This is a genomic window from Aureimonas sp. Leaf454 (assembly GCF_001424685.1).
GTDB lineage: Bacteria > Pseudomonadota > Alphaproteobacteria > Rhizobiales > Rhizobiaceae > Plantimonas.
On record NZ_LMQT01000024.1, the window covers coordinates 356,424 to 378,879 of the forward strand.

Annotated in this window: 22 protein-coding genes and 1 pseudogene; 10 read left to right on the plus strand and 13 right to left on the minus strand. The window is 68.5% G+C overall.

The genetic code is table 11. From position 1 onward, the window contains the following. Nucleotides 1-56: 56 nt before the first annotated feature. From moeB to mutM, 8 genes and pseudogenes are all read right to left on the minus strand, one after another. Entirely contained in the window at nucleotides 57-827 is a 771-nt protein-coding gene (gene moeB / locus ASG43_RS20975) for a molybdopterin-synthase adenylyltransferase MoeB (RefSeq protein ID WP_056509029.1), read from the minus strand. Beyond that, on the minus strand, nucleotides 824-2,038 hold the full coding sequence (gene recF, locus ASG43_RS20980; protein WP_082491094.1) for a DNA replication/repair protein RecF: 1,215 nt from the start codon (nucleotides 2,036-2,038) through the stop codon (nucleotides 824-826). The genes moeB and recF overlap by 4 nt, the downstream gene beginning before the upstream one ends. 2 nt (nucleotides 2,039-2,040) lie before the next feature. Beyond that, entirely contained in the window at nucleotides 2,041-3,159 is a 1,119-nt protein-coding gene (gene dnaN, locus ASG43_RS20985; RefSeq protein WP_056509286.1) for a DNA polymerase III subunit beta, read from the minus strand. 139 nt (nucleotides 3,160-3,298) lie between these two features. Then, a pseudogene (locus ASG43_RS23670) lies at nucleotides 3,299-3,427 on the minus strand (type II toxin-antitoxin system VapC family toxin); the annotation flags it as partial. A 66-nt stretch (nucleotides 3,428-3,493) separates the two neighbouring features. Next, on the minus strand, nucleotides 3,494-4,993 hold the full coding sequence (dnaA, locus tag ASG43_RS20990; RefSeq protein WP_244488181.1) for a chromosomal replication initiator protein DnaA: 1,500 nt from the start codon (nucleotides 4,991-4,993) through the stop codon (nucleotides 3,494-3,496). A gap of 98 nt (nucleotides 4,994-5,091) precedes the next feature. Then, nucleotides 5,092-5,526, minus strand: coding sequence for a rhodanese-like domain-containing protein (locus ASG43_RS20995; protein ID WP_056509035.1), 435 nt, complete (start codon nucleotides 5,524-5,526; stop codon nucleotides 5,092-5,094). Between the two features lie 664 nt (nucleotides 5,527-6,190). Continuing rightward, complete coding sequence (gene rpsT, locus ASG43_RS21000; protein ID WP_056509038.1) at nucleotides 6,191-6,460, minus strand: 30S ribosomal protein S20; 270 nt, start codon at nucleotides 6,458-6,460, stop codon at nucleotides 6,191-6,193. Between the two features lie 182 nt (nucleotides 6,461-6,642). Further along, nucleotides 6,643-7,578 (minus strand): bifunctional DNA-formamidopyrimidine glycosylase/DNA-(apurinic or apyrimidinic site) lyase, encoded by a 936-nt coding sequence (gene mutM, locus ASG43_RS21005; RefSeq protein ID WP_056509041.1) that lies wholly within the window; start codon nucleotides 7,576-7,578, stop codon nucleotides 6,643-6,645. Nucleotides 7,579-7,862: 284 nt separating this feature from the next. Here mutM and ubiE point away from each other — a divergent pair, with 284 nt between their 5' ends. Genes ubiE through dut form a run of 6 tightly spaced genes read left to right on the plus strand, consistent with a single transcriptional unit; the run spans nucleotide 7,863 to nucleotide 12,721 of the window. Continuing rightward, entirely contained in the window at nucleotides 7,863-8,642 is a 780-nt protein-coding gene (gene ubiE, locus ASG43_RS21010; protein WP_056509044.1) for a bifunctional demethylmenaquinone methyltransferase/2-methoxy-6-polyprenyl-1,4-benzoquinol methylase UbiE, read from the plus strand. Between the two features lie 6 nt (nucleotides 8,643-8,648). Further along, the gene (ubiB, locus tag ASG43_RS21015; protein WP_056509046.1) at nucleotides 8,649-10,235 is read left to right on the plus strand and encodes a 2-polyprenylphenol 6-hydroxylase; all 1,587 of its coding nucleotides are present in this window, start codon (nucleotides 8,649-8,651) and stop codon (nucleotides 10,233-10,235) included. A gap of 52 nt (nucleotides 10,236-10,287) precedes the next feature. After that, on the plus strand, nucleotides 10,288-10,599 hold the full coding sequence (locus ASG43_RS21020) for a hypothetical protein (protein WP_056509049.1): 312 nt from the start codon (nucleotides 10,288-10,290) through the stop codon (nucleotides 10,597-10,599). After that, on the plus strand, nucleotides 10,596-10,988 hold the full coding sequence (locus ASG43_RS21025; RefSeq protein ID WP_056509053.1) for a type II toxin-antitoxin system VapC family toxin: 393 nt from the start codon (nucleotides 10,596-10,598) through the stop codon (nucleotides 10,986-10,988). Before ASG43_RS21020 ends, ASG43_RS21025 begins: the two co-directional genes overlap by 4 nt. Before the next feature lie 57 nt (nucleotides 10,989-11,045). Next, nucleotides 11,046-12,275, plus strand: a complete 1,230-nt coding sequence (gene coaBC / locus ASG43_RS21030; protein WP_056509055.1) for a bifunctional phosphopantothenoylcysteine decarboxylase/phosphopantothenate--cysteine ligase CoaBC — start codon at nucleotides 11,046-11,048, stop codon at nucleotides 12,273-12,275. Beyond that, a complete protein-coding gene (gene dut, locus ASG43_RS21035; RefSeq protein ID WP_056509059.1) occupies nucleotides 12,272-12,721 on the plus strand; it encodes a dUTP diphosphatase in 450 nt (149 codons plus the stop codon). The genes coaBC and dut overlap by 4 nt, the downstream gene beginning before the upstream one ends. A gap of 16 nt (nucleotides 12,722-12,737) precedes the next feature. Here the strand turns inward: dut and ASG43_RS21040 are convergent, their stop codons facing one another. Then, nucleotides 12,738-13,544, minus strand: a complete 807-nt coding sequence (locus tag ASG43_RS21040; protein WP_056509060.1) for a GGDEF domain-containing protein — start codon at nucleotides 13,542-13,544, stop codon at nucleotides 12,738-12,740. 295 nt (nucleotides 13,545-13,839) lie between these two features. Here ASG43_RS21040 and cysK point away from each other — a divergent pair, with 295 nt between their 5' ends. From cysK to ASG43_RS23775, 3 genes are all read left to right on the plus strand, one after another. Continuing rightward, on the plus strand, nucleotides 13,840-14,862 hold the full coding sequence (gene cysK / locus ASG43_RS21045) for a cysteine synthase A (protein WP_056509063.1): 1,023 nt from the start codon (nucleotides 13,840-13,842) through the stop codon (nucleotides 14,860-14,862). A 194-nt stretch (nucleotides 14,863-15,056) separates the two neighbouring features. After that, nucleotides 15,057-15,713, plus strand: a complete 657-nt coding sequence (locus ASG43_RS21050) for a mechanosensitive ion channel (protein ID WP_056509066.1) — start codon at nucleotides 15,057-15,059, stop codon at nucleotides 15,711-15,713. A 142-nt stretch (nucleotides 15,714-15,855) separates the two neighbouring features. After that, complete coding sequence (locus ASG43_RS23775) at nucleotides 15,856-15,981, plus strand: hypothetical protein (protein ID WP_280137231.1); 126 nt, start codon at nucleotides 15,856-15,858, stop codon at nucleotides 15,979-15,981. A gap of 70 nt (nucleotides 15,982-16,051) precedes the next feature. Here ASG43_RS23775 and ASG43_RS21055 read toward each other — a convergent pair whose 3' ends face one another. Next, nucleotides 16,052-16,333: a hypothetical protein gene (locus ASG43_RS21055; RefSeq protein WP_156386819.1), complete on the minus strand. Its 282-nt coding sequence runs from the start codon at nucleotides 16,331-16,333 to the stop codon at nucleotides 16,052-16,054. A 238-nt stretch (nucleotides 16,334-16,571) separates the two neighbouring features. Here ASG43_RS21055 and gyrB point away from each other — a divergent pair, with 238 nt between their 5' ends. Continuing rightward, a complete protein-coding gene (gyrB, locus tag ASG43_RS21060; protein ID WP_056509070.1) occupies nucleotides 16,572-19,010 on the plus strand; it encodes a DNA topoisomerase (ATP-hydrolyzing) subunit B in 2,439 nt (812 codons plus the stop codon). Nucleotides 19,011-19,221: 211 nt separating this feature from the next. On the opposite strand, the gene ASG43_RS21065 is transcribed toward gyrB, so the two are convergent. Genes ASG43_RS21065 through ASG43_RS21075 form a run of 3 tightly spaced genes read right to left on the minus strand, consistent with a single transcriptional unit; the run spans nucleotide 19,222 to nucleotide 22,197 of the window. Further along, nucleotides 19,222-20,394, minus strand: a complete 1,173-nt coding sequence (locus ASG43_RS21065) for a glycosyltransferase (protein WP_056509073.1) — start codon at nucleotides 20,392-20,394, stop codon at nucleotides 19,222-19,224. Beyond that, on the minus strand, nucleotides 20,381-21,061 hold the full coding sequence (locus ASG43_RS21070; RefSeq protein ID WP_056509076.1) for a hypothetical protein: 681 nt from the start codon (nucleotides 21,059-21,061) through the stop codon (nucleotides 20,381-20,383). Before ASG43_RS21070 ends, ASG43_RS21065 begins: the two co-directional genes overlap by 14 nt. After that, nucleotides 21,058-22,197 (minus strand): glycosyltransferase, encoded by a 1,140-nt coding sequence (locus ASG43_RS21075; protein ID WP_056509079.1) that lies wholly within the window; start codon nucleotides 22,195-22,197, stop codon nucleotides 21,058-21,060. The genes ASG43_RS21070 and ASG43_RS21075 overlap by 4 nt, the downstream gene beginning before the upstream one ends. Nucleotides 22,198-22,456 lie beyond the last annotated feature (259 nt).

Here is a 22,456-nt window from a genome sequence, read left to right on the forward strand (position 1 = left end):
GGGCTAATGGGGAATGGGCCGATCCGGGAAGGGGCCGATCGGGAAGGGGAAGAGCGTCAGGCGGAGCGGCGCCGGCGTCGGTAGCGGATCTCCTCGAATCGCATCGTCAGCGCGTCGACCATCAGGAGGCGGCCGACCAGCGGCTCGCCGATCCCGCAGATCCGCTTGATCGCCTCCGCCGCGGCGAGCGTGCCGAGAATGCCGGTCACGACGCCGAGGATGCCGGCCTCCGCGCAGGAGGCGACGAGGCCGGATGGCGGCGGCGCGGGAAAGAGATCGCGATAGGACGGGTTCGCGCGGCCTTCGGCATCGCTTTCGAAGGGCGCGAGCAAGGTCAACTGGCCTGCGAAGCGGTTGACGGCGGCGAGCACCAGCGGGCGGCGGACGGCCTCGCAGGTATCGGCCATGAGATAGCGCGTCTCGAAATTGTCGGACCCGTCGAGGACGAGATCGTAGGCCCCGACGATCCCGGCGGCGTTTCCGGCGTCGAGACGGACGGGATGGGGCTCGAAGCCGACATGCGGGTTGAGGTCGGACACGGTCTCGGCCGCGCTCTCGACCTTCGGCCGGCCGATATCGGCGGTGCCGTGCAGCACCTGACGCTGGAGGTTCGACAAGGACACCGTGTCGTCGTCCGCAACGCCGATCGTGCCGATGCCGGCCGCCGCGAGATAGAGGATCGCGGGCGATCCGATGCCGCCGGCGCCGACCACGAGGACGCGGGCGCGTTTGAGCGCCTGCTGCCCGCCGCCGCCGATCTCGGGGAGGACGATGTGGCGGGCGTAGCGGCCGATCTCGCCGGGCGAGAGGATGGGGCCGCCGCTCATGCCGAGACCGTTCCGCCGGCGACGGGGATCATCTGCGCCCTGCCGCCCAGCGCCTCGAAGAGCGAGGCGTCCGTGCCCGTCATGAAGCACTGGACGTCGAGCCCTTCCACGATGTCGAAGAGCGCGGCGCGGCGGCGGGGATCGAGATGGGCCGCGACCTCGTCGAGGAGGAGCACGGGCGAAAGGCCGCTGACGGCCGAGACGAGCCGCGCATGGGCGAGGATCAGGCCGATCAGGAGCGCCTTCTGCTCGCCCGTCGAGGACAGGGCGGCGGGCATGCCCTTGGCGCGGTGGGTCACCTCCAGATCGGCGCGATGGGGTCCTTCGAGCGTCCGTCCGGCGGAGCGGTCGAGCCCGCGCTGGCGCCGCAGGCCGTTGCGGACCTCGTCTTCGACATCCACCGCCGCTCCGCTCGGCTCGCCGAACCCGTAGCCGCTGGCCAGACGCAGGTCGCCCTGGGGAAAGGGCGAGCCGGCGCCGGCCTCGTCGATCATCGCGGCCATCAGCCGGATCAGCTCCGAGCGGGCCGAGGCGATGGCGACGCCGAGCTCGGCCATCTGCATCTCGATGCCGGACAGCCAGGAATCGTCGTCCCGCCCGTCCTGCAGAAGACGGTTGCGCGAGCGCATGGCCCGTTCGTAATCGGCCGCCCGCCGGCCATGGGCAGGATCGACCGCGAGGACGAGCCGGTCGAGAAAGCGGCGGCGATCGCCCGCCGGTCCCGTGAAGAGCCCGTCCATCGCCGGCGTCAGCCAGAGGATGCGCAGGTGGTCGAGAAGCTCCTCGGCGCTCCGGGCGGCCGTCTCGTTGATCCGCACCATGCGCTGGAGCCCGGCGCCCGGCTCGGCCCGCGCGATCGTCAGGAGATCCAGCGTCTCACCGCGCGACAGGAGGCTGGCACGCACGGAGAAGCCCGACGCACCCTCCCGCAGGATGTCGGAATAGGCGGCGCGGCGGAGGCCTCTGCCGGGCGTGAGAAGCGAGACGGCCTCGAGGAAGTTGGTCTTGCCCGCGCCGTTCTCGCCCGCCAGCACCACGAAGCGCGAGGACAGGGAGACGTCGAGGCTCCGGTAGTTGCGGAACTCGGCCAGCCGCAGGCGCGAGAGGGCGACGCTCGGACCCGATGCCACCGGTTCCTCGCCGATCCGGATCTCGTCCGGCTCCGTCTCGATCGTGTTCGACAGGGCCTCTGCGCCGCCGGGCGCGGCCATGCTCAGACGCGCATCGGCATCAGCACGTAGAGCGTGCCGTCGTCGCCGCCGTCCTTGATCAGCGTCGGGGAGCCGGCATCCGCCAGCATGAACACGGCATCCTCGCCGGAAAGCTGCCCGGTGATGTCGAGGAGATACTTGGCGTTGAAGCCGATCTCGATGTCGTCGGACTCGTAGCCGACGGCGAGCTCCTCCGTCGCCGTGCCGGAATCGGGACTGTTGACGGTGAGCGTCAGCTGCCCGCCGGACACTGCGAGCTTCACCGCGCGGCCGCGCTCGGACGAGATCGTCGACACGCGGTCGACGGCGGCCGAGAAGCTCTGCCGGTCGAGCGTCAGCGCCTTGTCGTTGCCCTGCGGAATCACGCGCTGATAGTCCGGGAAGGTGCCGTCGATCAGCTTGGAGGTCATCACGACCTCGCCGATGGTGAAGCGGATCTTGCTGTCCGAGAGCTCCACGCCGACCTCTTCGACCGTTCCGTCGAGGAGCTTCTGCAATTCGCCGACCGTCTTGCGCGGCACGATGATGCCGGGCATGCCCTCCGATCCGGCGGGCGCCTCCATCTCGGCGCGGGCGAGACGGTGGCCGTCGGTCGCGACGGCCCGGAGCGCCAGCTTGTCCCCGACGTCGATCGTGTGGAGGAAGATGCCGTTCAGATAATAGCGCGTCTCCTCGGTGGAGATGGCGAACTGCGTGCGCTCGATGAGGCGCGCGAGGGCCGCGCCCGCGATCTTGAAGCCGTGGCTGAAGCTGCCGGCGGTGATGTCGGGGAAATCCTGTTCCGGCAGGCATTGCAGGCGGAAGTTGGAGCGCCCGGAGGTCACCGTCATGTGGCTGCCGTCGGCATTGGTCGCGAGCTTCACCTCCGCCCCGTCGGGCAGCTTGCGCACGATGTCGTAGAGGAGATGGGCGGGAACGGTCGTGCCGCCCTCCTGCTCGCCGCTCGCCGGCACCGTTTCGGTGATCTCGAGGTCGAGGTCGGTCGCCTTCAGGCGCAGAGCGCCCCCTTCCGTGCGGACGAGGACGTTGGACAGGATCGGGATCGTGTTCCGCCGCTCGACCACGCGATGGACGTGGCTCAGCGTCTTCAAAAGGTTGGACCGCTCGATGATGATGCGCATGACAGACGACCGTTCGGGATCTTCGCGAGCGCGGATGGGCGCGCTCACCGGAAAAGTCAGAACCTTGTAGAGCAAGCGGGGAAGGGGGGAAAGCCGCTCCTTTCGACATGGAAAACGCCGCGCCGAAGCCGTGTCGCCGTCAAGCGGCCTCGATGTCGGTGTGGACGAAGTCCTCGCCTTTTAAGAGCAGAGGCACGCCGCGATCGCGCGCGCAGGCATCGGCGAAACAATCGCCGACGTTGAGGTCGGCCTTGTGCCGCCCGCGGCCGTTCGCACCTCTCCGAGGTCGAGCGACCCTCCATCTTATGGGCCGCACGATCCTTCGTGAAGCGGATCAGTCCTCGATCATGCGGCGGATGAGGTCGAGCTCCTCGCCGAGCTTCTCGTCGGCGAGCCGCTCGCCCTCGATCTTGCGCACGGCGTGGAGCACGGTCGTGTGGTCGCGTCCGCCGAAGCGCCGGCCGATCTCGGGCAGCGAGCGCGGCGTCATGGTTTTCGCCAGATACATGGCGATCTGGCGGGGGCGAACGATGGTGCGCGTGCGCCGGGCCGAGAGGATGTCGGTCTTCGAGACGTTGTAGTGCCGCGAGACGAACTTCAGGATGTCTTCGATGCGCACCCGCTTCTCGCCGCCGGTCCGCGTCAGCGAGTTCAGGAGATCGTCGAGATGCTCGGCCGAAAGCGGCTGGCCGACGGCGTGGCGGAAGGCGATCTGGTTGAACGCGCCTTCCAGATCGCGGCCCGAGCCGACGACGCGCCGGGCGATCGTGTCGACCACCTTCTCGTCGATCGCAAAGCTCGGATCCTCGACCTTCATCGCCGTGATACGCGTCTCGAGAATGCTCTTGCGCATGTCGAGGTCGGGGGCCGCCATTTCGATGGCGACGCCGCCGGACAGGCGCGAGCGCACGCGGCTGTCGAGCGATTCCAGCTCGAAGGCCGGCCGGTCCGCGGCGACGATCACCTGCCGCGCGGAATCGATCAACGCGTTCAGGAGATGGCAGAACTCCTGCTGGATCGACTTCCCCTGCAGGAACTGCATGTCGTCGATGATGAGGATGTCGATGCCGCGCAGCGTCTCCTTGAAGGTGAGCGCCTGGTTGTCGCGGATCGCGGTCGCGAAGCGCCACATGAAATATTCGGCCGTGAGGTAGACCACCCGCGGGCGGTCCTCGCGCTGAACGGCGGCATTGGCGATCGCCTGGAGAAGATGCGTCTTGCCGAGACCGACCTGCGCATGGACGAAGAGCGGATTGAAGCGAACGGACTGCGGGCCGTTCTCGGCGATCGCGCGGGCGGCGGCGAGGGCGACGCGGTTCGAGGAGCCTTCCACAAACGTGTCGAACACGTAGCGCGGGTCGAGCGGCGAGCCGAATTCGGAGCCCTGACGCGCCGCCTCGTCGGCCGGCGCATCGAAGGCGCGGGCCGGTGCGGGCATTGAGCGCTCGGCCTCGGCGGGCCGCACGGCCTTCGAGAGGTTGGCGGCCGGCCGCGGCGCCGGCGGGCTGCCGGCCGGGCGCTGGGCGCTCTGGGGCATGGCGAGGCCGGCGCCGCGCACGGCGCTGCGCACGGCGAGATCGACCTTCAACGTGCCGGGAACCTCCTCGGCGAAGACCGCGAGCAGCATCTCGCCGTAATGCGACTGGATCCAGGTCTTCAGGAAGGCCGTCGGCACGGAAACGCGGACGGAGCCGCGGCCGATCTCGTCGATCTTCATGCGCTGGAACCAGCTGGCGAAAATGTCCTGGCCGAGCTGCGCCTTGAGGCGTGCCTTGACCCGCTCGAGGATGTCCCCCTCAGGCCGGCCGGCGGCGCTCTGGCGCATCTCGGTCATCGCGTCATCCATTCTCTGCGGTTGTCTCGGGGCGGCTCGTCCGGAGCCTGCCGTCATGGGGCGCGGTCCATCCCCGATCCGGGGCAGGAGAACGCCGCTCACCGCTGGGCCCAGGGAAGGCCCGCGGCCTTCCAGCCGGCGACGGTGCCGCGATGACCCTGCGGATCGGGGGGGCCTTCGAACCCGTCCGCGATGTTGAAGCAGTCGGAAAAGCCCGCCTGCGTCAGGGCCGCGGCCGCGCCCTGCGAGCGGGCGCCCGACCGGCAGAGGAAGTAGAGCTTGGACGAGCGCGTGCCACCGGCCGCCTCGACCGCGTCGGCGACCGTCGCCGCGAAGGTCGGGTCGATCGCCATGCTCGGATAGGTTTGCCATTCCTGGAAGAGCGGCTCGCGCATGGCCTCGCCGAGCTCCGGCACGCCGACGAACGTCCACTCCGCCTTCGTGCGCACGTCGATCAGAAAGGCGTCCCGATCTTCGGACAATGCTGTCCAGCATTCGCGAGACGAAACGTCTCCCGCATAGCGTCCGCTCATGACGAAAACCCCCCTGCGCACGCCCGGAAGGTCCGGATCGCACGGTCGACGAAACATCTGGAAATGGAGATGGGCGTTTTGCCCCGAGAAGTCTTAGCGGGGACTTAAGCTTCCGGCTTTTCCGAGGCGTAATTCGTTGAGACCATTGGCCTCATCGAAGAAAACCTGGATCTGCCGAATGGATCCCCGCATGTCGACTTTTCACCCTCATGCCGCAGGTCGGAAACTACGAAAGAGGCATGGCCGCGGCAACCCGATTCAATCGGTCGCAGCGCATCAATGGGCGGAATTGTGGCCGGTCCGTCCTCCACAGGCGAGCGCAGGTGCGGTTAATGCTCTGTGGGGGCTGACGTTTTTCGAAAGGTGCGGTCGAGGCGCGCACCCCGCGTGATTAAATTTGGCCGTCCGGCGCGACCCCGCTTGACTCAAGGGTTCTGCGAAAATTCCTTAGCCGGCATCACGCAATGATTCCGCGACCTTCTGCAAGTCTTTGAAATCAAAAGACTATTTTTGTCGCCTCGAAGAGGGCGACGCACGGTTGCGAAGCGTTCGTGACGGAGCCATGACGAAGCCATGGAATCACGGGAGAAACGCACCCGGAATCAAAAGGGCCCGCGAAACGGGCCCTTCTTACCATCGAGACGGAGACGTCGAGCGAAGCCGTTCAGGCGGCGCTGATCGCCTTCACGCGGCCGGCCAAGCGCGAAACCTTGCGGGACGCGGTGTTCTTGTGCCAGACGCCGCGCGAGACGGCGCGCATCAGCTCGGGCTCGGCGGCCTTGAACGCTGCGGTGGCCGCATCCTTGTCACCCGCGGCGATCGCCTCTTCGACCTTGCGAAGGAAGGTGCGAACGCGCGAGCGGCGGTTCTTGTTGACCTCGGTGCGACGCTCGATCTTTCGCGTGGCCTTCTTGGCCGACGGCGTATTGGCCATCTTGGTTCTCTCTCGTCTGTGGTTGCCGGCCATGTGGCCAGGGTCTTCCCAGGGGGAGGGCCGCAGCGACATGACGAAGGGCGGCGCCTCACGGGTGCCACCGAACATGCGCGGGCTTATAGGCAAGACCGGAGGAGCCGTCAACCCGGAACCGGCGTCTGCCGTGCCGGAGCTGCGCCGTCTCAGCGCTGGCAGACCGGGCAGAAGAAGGTGGAGCGGCCCGATTGCACGATCCGTTTCACGATCCCCCGGCAGCCCTCCCGGGGACAGGGTTCGTCCTCTCGGTCGTAGACCGAGAACCGATGCTGGAAGAGGCCGAGCGTGCCGTCCGCCTGGCGATGGTCGCGCAGCGAGGATCCGCCGGCCTCGATCGCCTCCGCGATCGTCTCGCGGATGTGGATCGCCAGGGCGTCCAGCCGCGCCGTCGCGTGCCCGTCTCGCTTCACGAGGCTCCCCGCCTCGCGCCGCGGCGACAGGCGCGCGCGCCAGAGCGCCTCGCAGACATAGATGTTGCCGAGACCCGCGACGAGCCGCTGGTCGAGAAGCGCCGCCTTCAGCGGCGTCGAGCGGTTCGCAAAGAGCGCCGCCATCGCCTCGCCGTCGAGCCGGTTGCCGGTCGGCTCGATCCCGAGCCCGCGAAAGTGGGGATGGGTCTCGATCTCCGAGGGCTCGACGAGCGTCATGAAGCCGAAGCGCCGGGGATCGTTGAAGACGAAGACGACGGGCCCCCAGGTCTCGGTGTCGAGATGGAAGAGGACATGGTCGTGGGTCTTCGCCTCCGAACGGGGATGGTGGAAGACGCCGGGCACGACGGAGCTGGAATCGGTCTCCACGCGAAACGAGCCGGACATGCCCAGATGCATGGCGAGGATCAGTCCCGCGCCCGGCTCGCCCCCGGCCGCCGGCTCCCCGGCCCCGGCGGGACCGAGCCGGGCGAGGAGATATTTCGCCCGCCGGTCGAGACTTTCGATCCGGCGGCCGGCGAGTCGCGCGGCGAAATCCGTCGGCAGGGGAAAGCGCAGGTCCGGGCGACGCAGCTCCACCCGCGCGATGACCGCGCCCTCCGCGAAGGGCTGCAATCCGCGACGGACCGTCTCGACCTCTGGCAATTCGGGCATGGCCGCTTAAGTCCCTCGGGCTTGCCGGCTTCGAACAGGCCGGTATCGAACAGGCCGGTATCGAACGGGCCGGCTTCGATCGGGCCGGCTGCGATCGGGATCGCCGCCGATCCGTTAGTTAGACGCCGCCCCCCTGCCGTCGCAATGTGTCGGCCGGTGGAACTTGGCCTCGAACGCGATCCTGGCTAGAGCTTGCGCCGTCCGTTCCGGTCGCGGAAGTGGACGGTCGGACGACAATGACGACAATCGCGCGTGGCCGCGCCCTGATAGGAAGGAAGGCCGAGATGTCGGATCTTCGCGTCACCCAGCCCGAGCGTATGGAAACCACCTACGGGTTCCAGTCGGTCGGCGGGCATGAGGAGAAGCAGGCGCGCGTCAACGAGGTGTTCCACCGCGTCGCCGAGCGCTACGACCTCATGAACGACCTGATGTCCGGCGGTCTCCACCGTGCCTGGAAGCAGGCCATGGTCGCTTGGCTTTCGCCGCCCCACCGGGAGGGTTACCGCTTCCTCGACGTCGCCGGCGGCACGGGCGACATCGCCTTCCGCATAGTGGAAGCCTCGCGCCGCAGGGCGTCCGGCACCGTGCTCGACATCAATGCCTCCATGCTCGGCGTCGGCGCGGAACGGGCGGAGAAGCGCGGCCTCTCCGACCGCCTGACCTTCGTCGAAGGCAATGCCGAGGACCTGAAGCTCGAAAGCGGCCTCTACGACGCCTATACGATCGCCTTCGGCATCCGGAACGTGCCGCGCATCGATCTGGCGCTCGCCGAAGCCTACCGCGTGCTGAAGCCGGGCGGACGCTTTCTCTGCCTCGAATTTTCCGAAGTCGACGTCGCCGGTCTCGACAAGATCTACGACGCCTGGTCCTTCAAGGCGATTCCCGCGCTCGGTCAGGCGGTGGCGGGCGACCGTGATTCCTATGCCTATCTCGTGGAGTCGATCCGCCGCTTTCCCAATCAGGAAAATTTCGCGAGCGCCATCCGGCAGGCCGGGTTCGAGCGCGTGACCCATCGCAACCTCACCGGCGGCATCGCCTGCATCCACTCCGGCTGGAAGCTGTAGACCACGGTGGCGCATCCGATCTCCGGCACGCTCGCGCTCGTCCGCGCGGCCTTCGTCCTCGCGCGGGAGGGCGTCGTCTCCTCCTTTCCGACAGAGGGGCTCCCCGCGGCGGCCCTTCTTCTCCACCGCCTCGCCAGCCTCATGGCCCGCCGGTCCGCCGATCATGCGGCGCGCTCGGAGAAGCTGTCGCGCGCCCTCAACCGTCTGGGGCCTTCCTATGTGAAGCTCGGCCAGTTCCTTGCCACCCGCCCCGACATCGTCGGGCAGAAGATCGCCGAGGAGCTGTCCAGCCTCCAGGACCGCGTGCCGCCCTTTCCGCGCGCGGAGGCGATCGCTGAGATCGAGGCGACGCTCGGCCGGCGCATCGGCGAGCTCTTTGTGGAGTTCGGCGAGATCGTCGGCGCCGCTTCGATCGCGCAGGTCCACCGGGCGACGGTGCGCACGCGCGACGGCGAGCTCCGTCAGGTCGCGGTGAAGGTCATCCGGCCGGGCATTCGACAGAGCTTCCGGCGCGAGCTCGAAGCCTTCGCCTTCGCCGCCTATCTCTTGGAGCGCTTCGTTCGCTCGACCCGGCGGCTGCGGCCGGTCGCGGTCGTGGAGACGCTGGCCCAATCCACCCGCATCGAGATGGACCTGCGCCTGGAGGCGGCGGCCTCCTCCGAGATGGCCGAGAACGTCGCGAACGATCCGGGCTTCCGTGTGCCCGGCATCGACTGGGAGCGCACCGGCCGCGACGTCCTGACCATGGAATGGGTCGACGGCATCAAGATGAACGACGTCCGGGCCCTGGCGGAGGCGGGACACGACCTGCCGCAGCTCGGCGTCAACGTCGTCCAGTCCTTCCTGCGCCATTCCATGCGCGACGGCTTCTTCCACGCCGACATGCATCCGGGAAATCTCTTCGTCGCGCCGGACGGAACGATCGTGGCCGTCGATCTCGGCATTGTCGGCCGTCTCGGACAGGATTCCCGGCGCTTCCTCGCCGAGATCCTCTACGGCTTCATCAAGCGCGACTATCAGCGCGTCGCCGAGGTCCATTTCGAGGCCGGCTACGTGCCGCGCGGGCAGGACGTCCTGTCCTTCGCCCAGGCGCTCCGCGCCATCGGCGAGCCGATCCACGGCCAGCCCGCCGAGACGATCTCGATGGGCCATCTCCTGACGCTGCTCTTCGAGGTGACCGAACTCTTCGACATGCAGACGCGGCCCGAGCTGATCCTCCTGCAGAAGACCATGGTCGTGGTGGAGGGCGTCGCGCGGTCCTTCGATCCGAAGTTCAACATGTGGAGCACCGCCGAGCCCGTCGTCTCCGACTACATCCTGAACCAGCTCGGCCCCGCCGCGAAGCTGCGCGACGCGCGCACCGGCATCGACGCGCTCCTGCGCATCGCCCATCGGCTGCCTGATTTCGCGACGGGCATGGAGGTCCTGTCCAAGAACCTCCCCGATCTCGTCGAGAACGGCATCCACATCAACGACGACGACCTCCTCGAACTCGCCAAGGAAAGCCGCGTCGCCATCGCCATCGGCCATGTCGCGCAGGTCGTCTCCGCTATCGCGCTGGTGGTCATCGCCTGGCAGTTGACGGTGGGGTGATCGCGTTGCCATCGCCGGCATCCCTCCCTATTCTGGAGCAGGATAGGGAACGATGCCGATGGGAAGCCTGACGATCCGCAACATCGACGAGGACCTGAAGCGCAAGCTGCAGGTTCGGGCGGCCCGACAGGGATTGTCGATGGAGGAGGATCTCAGACGCGTTCTGAGCGGTCTCGTCGCCGAACTGCCGTCGACGGAGAAGCGGGCGGCGGCGATGGAGGACATCGTTCGTCCACCGCCTGCGATCGTGGACGAGACGGAGATGCGCGAGCGTCTCGCGCGCGTCGTGGCGCTCGGCCGCCGCCCGGACGAGCCCATCGACTGGAAGGCGGTCAGCGACGAACTCCACGACTTTCTGCCGTGATCGTCGCGGACACGTCTGCCCTTTTCGCGATCCTCGACGGGGAAGACGATGCGGAACGCCTTGCCGAGACCGCCATACGAACCGGCCCAGTTCTGCTCTCCGCCGCATCGCTGCTGGAACTTCAGATCCTGACGCTCCATCGCCGGGGAACGGAGGGGCTTGCTCGTCTCGACGGCATCCTCGCCGGTCTTGCCGTCGCCATCGTTCCATTCGACTCGGACCAGGCCGCGCTCGCCCTGCGCTGTGCCGAGCGGTTCGGAAAGGGCCGTGGGCATCCGGCTCAGTTGAACTTCGGCGACTGTTTCTCCTATGCGCTCGCCGTAGCCCGCGATCTTCCCCTTCTTTACAAGGGCAACGACTTCACTCACACGGACATCCGATCGGCCTGACATCCTCCCGCCATCCTCCGGCTCGGATGGATCGTCCGCCCTGTGAGGCTCCAGACCATGACCCTCTCCGCCCAACGCATCCTTCTCGTGATCGGCGGCGGCATCGCGGCCTACAAGTCGCTCGATCTCATCCGCCGCCTGCGCGAGCGGGGCGCGGTGGTGACGCCGGTGATGACGAAGGCGGCGGGCGAGTTCGTGACGCCGCTCGCCGTTGGTGCCCTTGCCGCGTCCCGCGTGCACGGCGATCTCTTCGACCGGGACGACGAGACCGATGTCGGCCATATCCGGCTCGCCCGCGACGCCGACGCGGTGGTCGTCGCGCCCGCCACCGCCGACCGCATGGCGCGCACGGCGGCGGGATTGGCGGACGATCTCGCCGGCGCGATCCTTCTGGCGACCCGCGCCCCCGTCCTCTTCGCCCCCGCGATGAACCCCGCCATGTGGGACCATCCCGCCACGAAGCGCTCGCTCGCCCGGCTGGAGGCCGACGGCATCCGCTTCGTCGGGCCGAACCGCGGCGAAATGGCGGAGGCCGGGGAGGCCGGGGCGGGGCGCATGGCCGAACCCCTGGAGATCGTCGCGGCGTTGGAGGACCTGCTGCGGCCGGCCGACCGGCCGCTCGCGGGTCGCCGCATCCTCGTCACCTCCGGCCCGACGCACGAGCCGATCGATCCCGTCCGCTACATCGCCAACCGATCCTCCGGCCGTCAGGGTCATGCGATCGCGGCCAGTCTCGCCCGGCTCGGCGCGGCGGTGACGCTCGTCTCCGGTCCGGTTGCGATCCCCGATCCCGCCGGCGTCGCCGTCCTGCGGGTGGAGACGGCGCGGCAGATGATGGCGGCGGTGGAGGGGCTTCTGCCCGTCGACGCCGCCGTCTTCGTCGCGGCGGTCGCCGATTGGCGCACCGAGACGCCGGCCGCCGCCAAGCTGAAGAAGGGCGCCGACGCCCCGCCGACGCTCGCGCTCGTGGAGAATCCGGACATTCTCGCCACCGTCGGCCATCACGTGAAGCGGCCGGGGCTCGTCGTCGGCTTCGCCGCCGAGACGGACGATCTCATCGCCAACGCGACCTCCAAGCTCGCCCGCAAGGGTGCCGACTGGATCGTGGCGAACGACGTTTCGACGGACGCGACGGGCGGTTCGGTGATGGGCGGGACGACCAACACCGTGCATCTCGTCTCCGGCGGCGGCGTCGAGACCTGGCCGAAGATGGAGAAGGACGCGGTCGCCGACCGGCTGGCCGAGCACATCGCCCGGCATCTGTCATCCCAAGGACCGGTCGCATGAACCCGCCGCTCGTCTCTCTGAAGCGTCTGCCCCATGGCGCGGACCTGCCGCTTCCGGCCTATCAGACGCAAGGCTCCGCCGGCGCCGATCTGTGCGCCGCGCTGGCCGAGCCGCTCGTCCTGATGCCGGGGGCCTTCGCCGCCGTTCCCAGCGGCTTTTCCATCGCCGTGCCCGACGGCTACGAGATCCAGGTCCGACCCCGCTCGGGCCTCGCCGCCCGTCACGGCGTCACCGTGCTGAACGCGCCCGGCACGATCGACAGCGACTATCGCGGGGAGCTGATGGCGATCATCGTCAACCACGGGCCGGTTCCCTTCACGATCCGGCACGGCGATCGCATCGCGCAACTCGTCCTGGCCCCGGTCGTCACGGCCTCCTTCGCCGAGGTCGAGACGCTCGCCGCCACGCCGCGCGGAGATGGCGGCTTCGGTTCGACCGGTCGCTGAGACACCGCGTTTCGCCTCAGGCGACCTTGCGGGCAAGCATCGCCGTCGCGCCGCGATTGTTCGACCCCGGTGCGAGCGGCCGCACGACGCTGGTGAGGTCCACGCGATTGCGCCCGTTCTTCTTGGCCCGGTAGAGATGGGCGTCGGCGATCCGGTAGATCGAATCGTAGGCGAGGCTGTTGGCGAACGAGATCCCGCCGATCGAGACCGACAGCGCGGTCGATCGTCCGCGGGGGCCGACGGTGAGCTTCTGCACGGCGAGGCGCAGGCGCTCGGCCACGATCCGCGCATCCTCGATGCCCGCGCCCTTGAGGAGGATCGCGAACTCCTCGCCGCCGATCCGTCCGACGAGGTCGTCGCTGCGCACCGAACGCTTGAGGGTGCGCGAGATCGCCATCAGAGCCTGATCTCCCGTCGCGTGTCCGAGCCGGTCGTTGATCCGCTTGAAGTGGTCGGCATCGACGATGAGAAGCGTGTACTGGGTGTTGTCGCCGCGCCGGCGGCGCTCGTTGCCGATCTCGGCTTCCACACGGGCGCGGAAGGTCGTTTTGTTGAACACCTGCGTCAGCCCGTCCCGCGTCGCGCGGGAGTAGAGGTGGGAGTTCTCCCGCGCCAGATGGCTCATCCGGACGACGACGAAGAGCTGGATCGGAACGGCGGCAAGCCCGAGGGCCGTCAGGCTGAAGGCCAGGGCGGCTTGTGCGCTGTCGCCGAAGCCGTCGAATGTGTGGAACGCCGCGATGACGACGACGAGCGCGATCGCGGCCGTGAGGCCGAACACTTCCAGAGCCAGCCGTCCGGTGCCATCGGTGTGCCGATCCATAGGGTCATCCCGATCAAGGTCTTGAAGAACAAGGCTTCACCTTGATCAACGCCGGCTTAACGAAACGTCAACGCGGCGCGGGCGGGGACGGACGGCTTTAACCGTACGCTGCCGTCGGCGCCGGCATTTGCAACAAAGGCCGCAGATCGGGTGCGAGCCTGGAGCGAGCGGGTCGATCCTCGCCGTGCTGCGCAAAGCCATTCTAGGCCGAAGCCCTCCGGCGAACATCTTTCCCTCGGCATCACCCGGAATCCTGCCTATGCTGGACCCACCGACGGGAACGAGGAGACCCCCCATGGACAACCCCGCCAACGAAGCCCGCACGCATGGACGCGGCCGGATCTACGATTCGATCGTCGACACGATCGGCGACACGCCCATCGTCCGTCTGGACAAGCTCGCCCGCGAGAAGGGCGTGAAGGCCCATCTCCTCGCCAAGCTCGAATTCTTCAATCCGACCTCCAGCGTCAAGGACCGCATCGGCGTCGCCATGATCGAGCGGCTCGAGGCCGAGGGTCGGCTGGTGCCGGGCAAGACGACGCTGATCGAGCCGACCTCCGGCAACACCGGCATCGGTCTTGCCTTCGCCGCGGCCGCCAAGGGGTACCAGCTCATCCTGACCATGCCCGAGACCATGTCGATCGAGCGGCGAAAGATGCTGCGCCTTCTGGGCGCCGAGCTCGTCCTGACCGAAGGCGCCAAGGGCATGAAGGGCGCCATCGCCAAGGCCGAGGAACTCGCCGCCTCGATCCCGAACGCGATCATCCCCCAACAGTTCGAAAACCCCGCCAATCCCGAGATCCACCGCGTGACGACGGCCGAGGAGATCTGGAACGACACGAAGGGCGGGATCGACATCCTCGTCTCCGGCATCGGCACGGGCGGGACGATCACCGGCGTCGGACAGGTGCTGAAGAGCCGCAAGCCCGCGGTGAAGATCGTCGCGGTCGAGCCCGAAGCCTCGCCGGTTCTTTCCGGCGGCACGCCCGGCCCGCACAAGATCCAGGGCATCGGCGCGGGTTTCGCCCCGCCGATCCTCGACAAAAGCATCTATGACGAGGTGATCACCGTCTCCAACGACGAGTCCTTCGAGCTTGCCCGCCTCGTCGCCCGGCTGGAAGGCGTGCCCGTCGGCATTTCCTCGGGTGCAGCCCTCGCCGCCGCCATCAAGGTCGGCCGACGCGAGGAGAATGCCGGCAAGATGATCGTCGTCATTATCCCGTCCTTCGCCGAGCGCTATCTGTCGACCGCGCTCTTCGAGGGGCTGATCGATCCCGAGGAGCCCAAGGAGCCGCCAAAGGGCACGCCCTCGATCTGACGATCCAGGGAGGCCGGCCGCTTCCGGAGACCGTCGGGCCCCACCTCAAAGGATCGATGCTCGGAAGGGGCGTCGATCCTTCACCGTCGTGGTCGAGCCGCTTCGGCGTCGGCCGCGATTTTCCCTTCGCACGTGCGAAACGCATTGCAGCCTGTCCCGTTGGTCCCACTCCTTCCAACGGGCACGGAGCCGTCATGCAGCCCCTCGACATCCAGGAAACCTCGGCGCTCGCCGCACGCTTGGTCGATCGCGCCGTTCTGTTCCTGCCGCAGCTGATCGCCGCGCTTCTCATCCTCGTCGCCGGCCTGTTCCTGGCGCGCTGGATCGGCGAGGCGCTGACGCGGGCGTTTCGCCATTCGACGCGCATCGGCGAGACCGTGCGCGCGCCGCTGGTCTCGATCCTGCGCTACGTCGTCGTGATCTTCACGGTGATCCTCGCGCTCGGCCAGCTCGGCGTCCAGACCACCTCGCTCCTCGCCGTGCTGGGTGCCGCAGGCCTCGCCGTGGGCTTGGCCCTGCAGGGCACGCTGACGAACATCGCGGCCGGTATCATGCTTCTCTGGCTGCGGCCGTTCCGCGTCGGCGACTATATCGAGACGCAGACCTTTTCCGGCACCGTGCGCGAGATCGGCCTCTTCGTCTGCCATCTCGAAACCTATGACGGTCTCTTCGTCTTCGCGCCGAACTCGGCGATCTGGAACGTCTGGCTGAAGAACCACACCCGCACCGGTCCGCGTACCGTCGCATGGAGCGTGGAGGTGAAGCGCGATCTCCCGGAGGCCGTCGCCGCCTGCACGCTGACGGCGGATGCGCTGGCCTCGACCGCGTCGACGCGTCCTTGGATCAGCTGACGCCGGACGCCCAGATCCTCCTGGTGAGAGGCGTCGTGCGCGAGGGCTCGATCGCCGAGGCGCTGCGGCTCGTGCCGCACCGCATCCGCGGCGCTCTCACCGAGCGCTTCGGGCCGGACGGCGATCCCCGCGCCCCCGACTGGTGCCCGGCGATTCCGATCCCTCGCGGTTCCTCGGCGTCGAGGCGGCGCCGCAGGCCAATGCCGTCCTCATCAACGCACGGCCCGAAGCGGCGGACCAGGGGGCCGTCGCGACCGCGCCGCGCTGAGGCTCGTCGCGCCGTCCGAGAGTCCTGCGAGGGGGAAGGGAGGTCGCGATGTCCCACGGCCGGAACGGCCTCAGCCGGTCCGGCCGGCGAGGCAGCGGCGATAGGCGGCGTCGCCGCGCACCCGCGCCTGCTGTGCCGAGATGAGGTTCGAGCCGATGGAATCCTCGGAATCGCGGGCGGTCTCATAGTCGTTGGCCGCGGTCTGGCGGGCATATTGATCGCAGAATTCCGGCGTGCCGCGCCGGTAGGGATTGGCGCCGACCTCGGCGCCGGCGATCGGCGTGCCGTTCGGATAGGGCGAGGTGCAGCCGGCGAGGGCGGCGACGAGGACGACGGCGGCCATTCGTTTCATGGGCATTTCCGCCGGGCGCGGCGGTCCTTCCGGTTCGAGGTTCGTCTGCGACCCCATGGCCACCAACCGGCGGCCGGCCGTTCCGGTTCCGGTTCTGCGGGCCCTGGAGCCGAGAGGTTGGTTTGACGGGCAAAAACCCTTATATTCTCTGCGTGAACGGCCATTCCGAGTCGATCGTACGGCTCGCGCGGTCGCCCGCCATCCGGGGACCTCCCCGGATACCTTGCCAAGGACCTCCATGTCAGACGCAGAGCAGAACAGCCCGAGCGCCGAATACGGTGCTGATTCCATCAAGGTTCTCAAGGGCCTCGACGCGGTGCGCAAGCGCCCGGGCATGTATATCGGCGACACCGACGACGGCTCCGGCCTGCACCACATGGTCTACGAGGTGGTCGACAACGCCATCGACGAGGCGCTGGCAGGCCATGCGACCAAGGTCACGGTCACTCTGAACGCCGACGGCTCCGTCACCGTAACCGACAACGGTCGCGGCATTCCGACCGACATCCACACGGGCGAGGGCGTCTCGGCGGCCGAGGTCATCATGACCCAGCTCCATGCCGGCGGTAAGTTCGACCAGAATTCCTACAAGGTCTCCGGCGGCCTCCACGGCGTCGGCGTGTCCGTCGTCAACGCGCTCTCGGTCTGGCTGAAGATGAAGATCCGCCGCAAGGGCCGGATCCACGAAATGTCCTTCACGCATGGCGTTCCGGACGGCTCGCTCCAGGAAACGGGCGATGCGGGATCGGACACCGGCACGGAAATCACCTTCCAGCCCTCGCAGGAGACCTTCACCAAGGTCGAATTCGATTTCCCGACGCTGGAGCACCGGCTGCGCGAGCTCGCCTTCCTGAACTCCGGGGTCGCGATCGTCCTCACCGACCGGCGCCATGCCGACGAGAAGCGCGTGGAGCTGATGTACGAGGGCGGTCTCGTCGCCTTCGTCAAATATCTCGACAATGCCCGCAAGCCCTCGCTGCCCGAGCCGATCACGGTGAACGCGGAGCGCGACGGGATCACGGTGGAATGCGCGCTCTGGTGGAACGACAGCTACCACGAGAACGTGCTGTGCTTCACCAACAACATCCCCCAGCGCGACGGCGGCACGCATCTCGCCGGCTTCCGGGGCGCGCTGACGCGCCAGATCATCGGCTACGGCGAGAGCTCCGGCCTCACCAAGAAGGAAAAGCTGACGCTGTCGGGCGACGATTGCCGCGAGGGCCTGACGGCGGTTCTCTCGGTGAAGGTGCCGGACCCGAAATTCTCCTCGCAGACGAAGTCCAAGCTCGTCTCCTCCGAGGTGCGCCCGGTCGTGGAAAGCGCCATGAACGAGGCGCTCGCGACCTGGCTGGAGGAGCATCCGGCCGAGGCGAAGGTCATCGTCGCCAAGGTGATCCAGGCCGCCGCCGCCGCCGCCGCCGCCCGCAAGGCGCGCGAGACGGTGCGCAAGGATTCCATGTCGGTCTCGACGCTGCCGGGCAAGCTCGCGGACTGCCAGGAGAAGGACCCGGCGAAATCCGAGATCTTCATCGTCGAGGGTGATTCCGCCGGCGGCTCGGCCAAGGGCGCGCGCTCGCGCCAGAACCAGGCGATCCTGCCGCTGCGGGGCAAGATCCTCAACGTCGAGCGCGTGCGCTTCGACCGCATGATCTCGTCGGACCAGATCGGCACCCTGATCACAGCGCTCGGCACCGGCATCGGACAGTTCGAAGGTTCGACCTACGGTTTCGACGCCGACAAGCTGCGCTATCACAAGATCATCATCATGACGGACGCCGACGTCGACGGCGCCCATATTCGCACGCTGCTCCTGACCTTCTTCTTCCGGCAGATGCCGGAGCTGATCGAGCGGGGCTATGTCTACATCGCCCAGCCGCCGCTCTTCAAAGTGACCAAGGGCAAGCAGTCGCAATACCTCAAGGACCAGAAGGCGCTCGACAACTATCTCATCGAGGGCGGCCTCGACGACGCCTCGCTGACGCTGGCGTCCGGCGAGGTGCGCGTCGGGCGCGACCTGCGCGCCGCCGTCGACGATGCCCTCGGCTTCCGTGCGACGCTGGCCGGTCTCCACAGCCGCTACGACCGCATGGTCGTCGAGCAGGCGGCGATCGCAGGCGCTCTGAGCCCGGCCCTCGCCGAGGACCGCGATGCCGCGGCGAAGATCGCGGCCGGGATCGCGGAGCGACTGGACCGGCTGGCGGACGAGGGCGAGATCGGTTGGAGCGGCGAAGCCGTCGACGACGGCTATCGCTTCGTGCGCAACGTGCGCGGCGTCGCCGAAGTGCAGACCCTCGACGCCGGCCTCATCCATTCCGGCGATGCGCTGGCGATGAACCGGCTGGCCGAGCGGCTGGCGGATGTCTACGGCGCCGCGCCCGTTCTGAAGCGCAAGGAAACCACGCGCGAACTCTCCGGCCCGATGGCGCTCCTCGACGCCGTCTTCGAGGTCGGTCGCCGCGGCCTGTCGCTCCAGCGCTACAAGGGCCTCGGCGAGATGGATCCCGAGCAGCTCTGGGAAACCACGCTCGACCCCGAAGTCCGCTCGCTTCTCCAGGTGCGGATCTCGGACGCGACCGACGCCGATCTTCTCTTCTCCCGCCTCATGGGGGACGAGGTCGAGCCGCGCCGCGAGTTCATCCAGGACAACGCGCTTCAGGTCGCCAATCTCGACATCTGACGGATTCGCTGTTCGTCCCGGGCGGCGACCCGCCTGCGGCGGAGGCGATGGCATCGCGCGCCGGCGCACCGAGTTCGGGTGCCGCGTGCGCGAAAGCGCCTCGGCCTCTGGTCATCGTCGTGCCATGCCGGAGGCACCGTCCGCTTCGACAGGAGCCCTGTTCGGACCGCCGGGGCTTCGTCGCGCGCCTTCCGCGGCCTGTCCGGTCCGATCATGACCCGATCGCAGGCGGGTGGTCGGACACGCCGTGCCGCAGGGTTTCCAGAGCCTGCCGAAGCGCCGGCAGATGGCGGCGCAGGTCGGAGAGGCGAAGGCGCGTGCGTCTGAGGACGGGGCTCGCCTCCTCCGCCGACTGCCAGGCCTCCTCGGCCGATCTCCACGAAGGGCCGTTTCCGTTCCCGTCCCTGGCTCCGGCGCAAGCAAAGGCGCGGTCGGCGCCGAGCTTCAACCCCTCCAGCGCCGCCAGCCGGTCCGCTGCCGTCTGCGCACCGAGGAAGCGGGCCTGCGCTCGGCGGCGAAGGACGAGGGTCGCCGGCGGCTCCAGCAGTTCGTCGACGAGAGGGTCCGCCTCGATGCGGTTCCGCCTCAACTCTTCGGACAGGCCGCCCGTGGCGCGTCCCTCCAGGCGGCAGGATGTCTCGACCCTGGCGCCCTCGCAATAGCGGATCCGAAGCCCGTTTGCCTCGAAGCGCCGCCGAAGAGCCCGGTCTTCCCCGGAGGATGGTGTCGGCAAGGGGCCGGCCAGCGCATAGGCGCGGCCTCGCAGGGCGAAGTTCGCACCGCCGATATTGCCGTGATGCGGCCAGGGATTGTCCGGGTCGGGCCGGATCAGCGCGGCGATGTGGCGAGAGGTTTCGCGATAGGCGCGGATGATTGCTTCGCTTTCCGGATCGGCCGGTGGAAGGAGGGCGGCTTCCTCCGGCAGAAAACCGATCCGGCCGCAGACGAGGTCGAAACCCCGGTCGAACTCGGCCGCGTAGGCGGCACGCAGGCCCGGCAGCGCCATCGTATCGCCGTCGATCGAGACGAGCACGGCCTCGCGGGCCAGCGCATGGCCGAGGTCGAGCACCAGCCGTCGCGCCAGCGGCGCGCTGCCCTCGCCCCCGCGCCAACGAACGTCGACGACGAGGACGGGACGCGTCCAGCCTCCGATGAGCCCGCGCGCGATCGCGACCGTTTCGTCGGTGCAGCCGTTGGCGAGGAGAAGGACGCCGTCATCCGCCGAAAGCTCGCGATCCAGCGCCGTCAGGCAGCGGCCGATCCAGCCGGCCTCGTTGCAGGCGGGTATGCAGGCGATGAGGGGGCTTGCCGCGAAGGCGGCGGGGTCGCCGAAGCTCTCGATCGCCGCGACCGGGAGGCCGGCAGCGACATCAGGCAGCCGCATCGGCGCCCTGTCCCCGCCAGAGCGAGCGGATCGGCTCGCTGGCGCCGTCCGGCTTGGCATCGCCAATGAAGATCACGATCGGCCCGAAGGCGCGGCTCGCCGGATCGTAGAAGTCGAGAAGGCCGGGATGAACCGCTTGGACGAAGGCGGGCGCGATGCCGCGGGCGCGCATGAGATGGTCGATCACGACCTGATCGCCATGCACCGCATTCGGCACGGTCCCGCAGGAGCCCGCCTGCATGTAGCGCCCGGGATCGGCGGCGAAGGTCTCGTAGAGAAAGCCGAGTTCGTCGCCCTCCCAACGCAGGATCGCGCTGGACAGGCGTCCCGTGTGGAAATGATCCTCCATCGCGGCAAGGCCGGGCGTCGCCAGCGCCGAAGCGTCGCCGGCAAAGACCGTGTCGAGATCGAGGAGGACGGCCGTGCCCTGGACGAGCCCGGGCCGGAACGCCTCCATCTTCGACCACCAGCCCGGCCAGCCGTGTCGCAGCGGCACGGTGTCGACGCCGTCGATGGCCAGTTCGCGATCGGTGAGGCAGAGGACGCGCGTGAAGGCGGGCGCGAAGGCGCGCGCGCCGGCGGCCAGTCGCTCGACCCAGGCGCCGTCGTACCGGCCGCCGCCCTTCAGGACCGTGACGAGCGTCGCGGTCGGCGGCTCCGCCCTCAACCCACCACCTTCAGCGCCGGCGCGGGCGCCGTGCTCGCGGCCCCGGTCCACAGCGCGTCGGTCAGTTCCTCCAGCCAGCCCGCGCCCTTCCGGGCGGCTTCGGGATCGTAGAGTGTCCGGATGACGCCGCCGTCGAGCGCGCGCGCATCCGACAGGAGCGACTGCCAGCCTGCGAGATCGCCCGGCCAGGCCGGCGCGCTCACCGCCGCGCCGAGCCGGACCAGGGCTTCGGCCTTGCGCGTCTGCTCGCCGAAGTAACGCCATTCCGGCATGACGATCAGCCTCTGCCCGAGCCGGGCGATCTCGTGCACCGTGTTGTCGCCGGCCGATGCGACGACGATGTCCGCAGCCGCGAGATAATCCGTGACGTTCGGCACCCAGCCGCGTTCGCACAGATTGGCGAAATCGGTCTCGTGGCCCTCGCGATGGGTCGGGCCGAGCGTCAGCCAGAGGGCGTCCGGCGCGGCGCGGGCGGCGACCGTCAGGGGCGCGTAGGGCGTGCCGCTGCCACCGCCGCCGGTGATGGCGACGACGATCTCCCGGTCGGGATCGAGGCCGAGGCGCAAGCGCGCCTCCGCCTTCGAGGGCGCGGCGTCACGCGTCGTGCAGAGGCCGCCGGTGTAGAAGGTCTTGGCGCGCAGATGCGCCGGATGGTCGTCCTGTTCCATGCGCTCGTCGAAGGGCGCGAGCAGCCCGACGGACGATTCGTAGGAGCCGATATGTCCGATGTCGGAGCGGTCGCCATGCATGCGGATCTGGACCGCCGGCACGCTCGCGATCCGCGACAGGAGCGCGATCTCCGACGAAACATCGACGACGAAGAGGCCCACCTGCCGGTCGTCGAGATGGTCGAGGATCGTGCGCATCGTGCGCCGCATCTCGGGCAGTCCGAGCGGGACGCAGTGCATCACCTGCGGCGTCGGCTCCGCGTAGAGGCGCGGCGTCGGAACGCTGGCTCCGATCATGTTCGGCAGGGTGACGATCTCGATGTCGCGCGAAAATCCGTCGAACAGATGCGGCCCCGCCGTCAGCACCGAGACCGGCCGTTCGCGCGAGAATTGCGATGCGATCGCCATGGTTCGGTTGGCATGGCCCCGTCCCTGGTGATGGACGAAGAAGGCGATCGGCTTCGGCAAGGATGGTTCTCCCGAGGTTCGGCGACGACGCGTCGCCGGACGTGGCGTTGGGGTCGGACGTGGCGTTGAGGCCGGCGTGGCGGCACGGCTAAATAAGGCGAGCTGACGATCTTTCGACCCGGCACCGGCGATACGTCGCAGGGGTCATCGCAGGACCCTTCCCAATGACGGCAGAAGGGCGTGGCGCGATCCGTGCGTCGAGGGGCGAAAGATCGAGCCCTTTCCGAACCGCCGCGAAGGCGCATCTAACCGCGCCTTC

Coding starts and splice junctions, on each gene's coding strand:
- moeB (WP_056509029.1), bottom strand. CDS start 827: ATGAGCGGCGGCCCCATCCTCTCGCCCGGCGAGATCGGCCGCTACGCC.
- recF (WP_082491094.1), bottom strand. CDS start 2,038: ATGGCCGCGCCCGGCGGCGCAGAGGCCCTGTCGAACACGATCGAGACG.
- dnaN (WP_056509286.1), bottom strand. CDS start 3,159: ATGCGCATCATCATCGAGCGGTCCAACCTTTTGAAGACGCTGAGCCAC.
- dnaA (WP_244488181.1), bottom strand. CDS start 4,993: ATGACCGAGATGCGCCAGAGCGCCGCCGGCCGGCCTGAGGGGGACATC.
- ASG43_RS20995 (WP_056509035.1), bottom strand. CDS start 5,526: ATGAGCGGACGCTATGCGGGAGACGTTTCGTCTCGCGAATGCTGGACA.
- rpsT (WP_056509038.1), bottom strand. CDS start 6,460: ATGGCCAATACGCCGTCGGCCAAGAAGGCCACGCGAAAGATCGAGCGT.
- mutM (WP_056509041.1), bottom strand. CDS start 7,578: ATGCCCGAATTGCCAGAGGTCGAGACGGTCCGTCGCGGATTGCAGCCC.
- ubiE (WP_056509044.1), top strand. CDS start 7,863: ATGTCGGATCTTCGCGTCACCCAGCCCGAGCGTATGGAAACCACCTAC.
- ASG43_RS21020 (WP_056509049.1), top strand. CDS start 10,288: ATGCCGATGGGAAGCCTGACGATCCGCAACATCGACGAGGACCTGAAG.
- coaBC (WP_056509055.1), top strand. CDS start 11,046: ATGACCCTCTCCGCCCAACGCATCCTTCTCGTGATCGGCGGCGGCATC.
- dut (WP_056509059.1), top strand. CDS start 12,272: ATGAACCCGCCGCTCGTCTCTCTGAAGCGTCTGCCCCATGGCGCGGAC.
- ASG43_RS21040 (WP_056509060.1), bottom strand. CDS start 13,544: ATGGATCGGCACACCGATGGCACCGGACGGCTGGCTCTGGAAGTGTTC.
- cysK (WP_056509063.1), top strand. CDS start 13,840: ATGGACAACCCCGCCAACGAAGCCCGCACGCATGGACGCGGCCGGATC.
- ASG43_RS21050 (WP_056509066.1), top strand. CDS start 15,057: ATGCAGCCCCTCGACATCCAGGAAACCTCGGCGCTCGCCGCACGCTTG.
- ASG43_RS21055 (WP_156386819.1), bottom strand. CDS start 16,333: ATGAAACGAATGGCCGCCGTCGTCCTCGTCGCCGCCCTCGCCGGCTGC.
- gyrB (WP_056509070.1), top strand. CDS start 16,572: ATGTCAGACGCAGAGCAGAACAGCCCGAGCGCCGAATACGGTGCTGAT.
- ASG43_RS21065 (WP_056509073.1), bottom strand. CDS start 20,394: ATGCGGCTGCCTGATGTCGCTGCCGGCCTCCCGGTCGCGGCGATCGAG.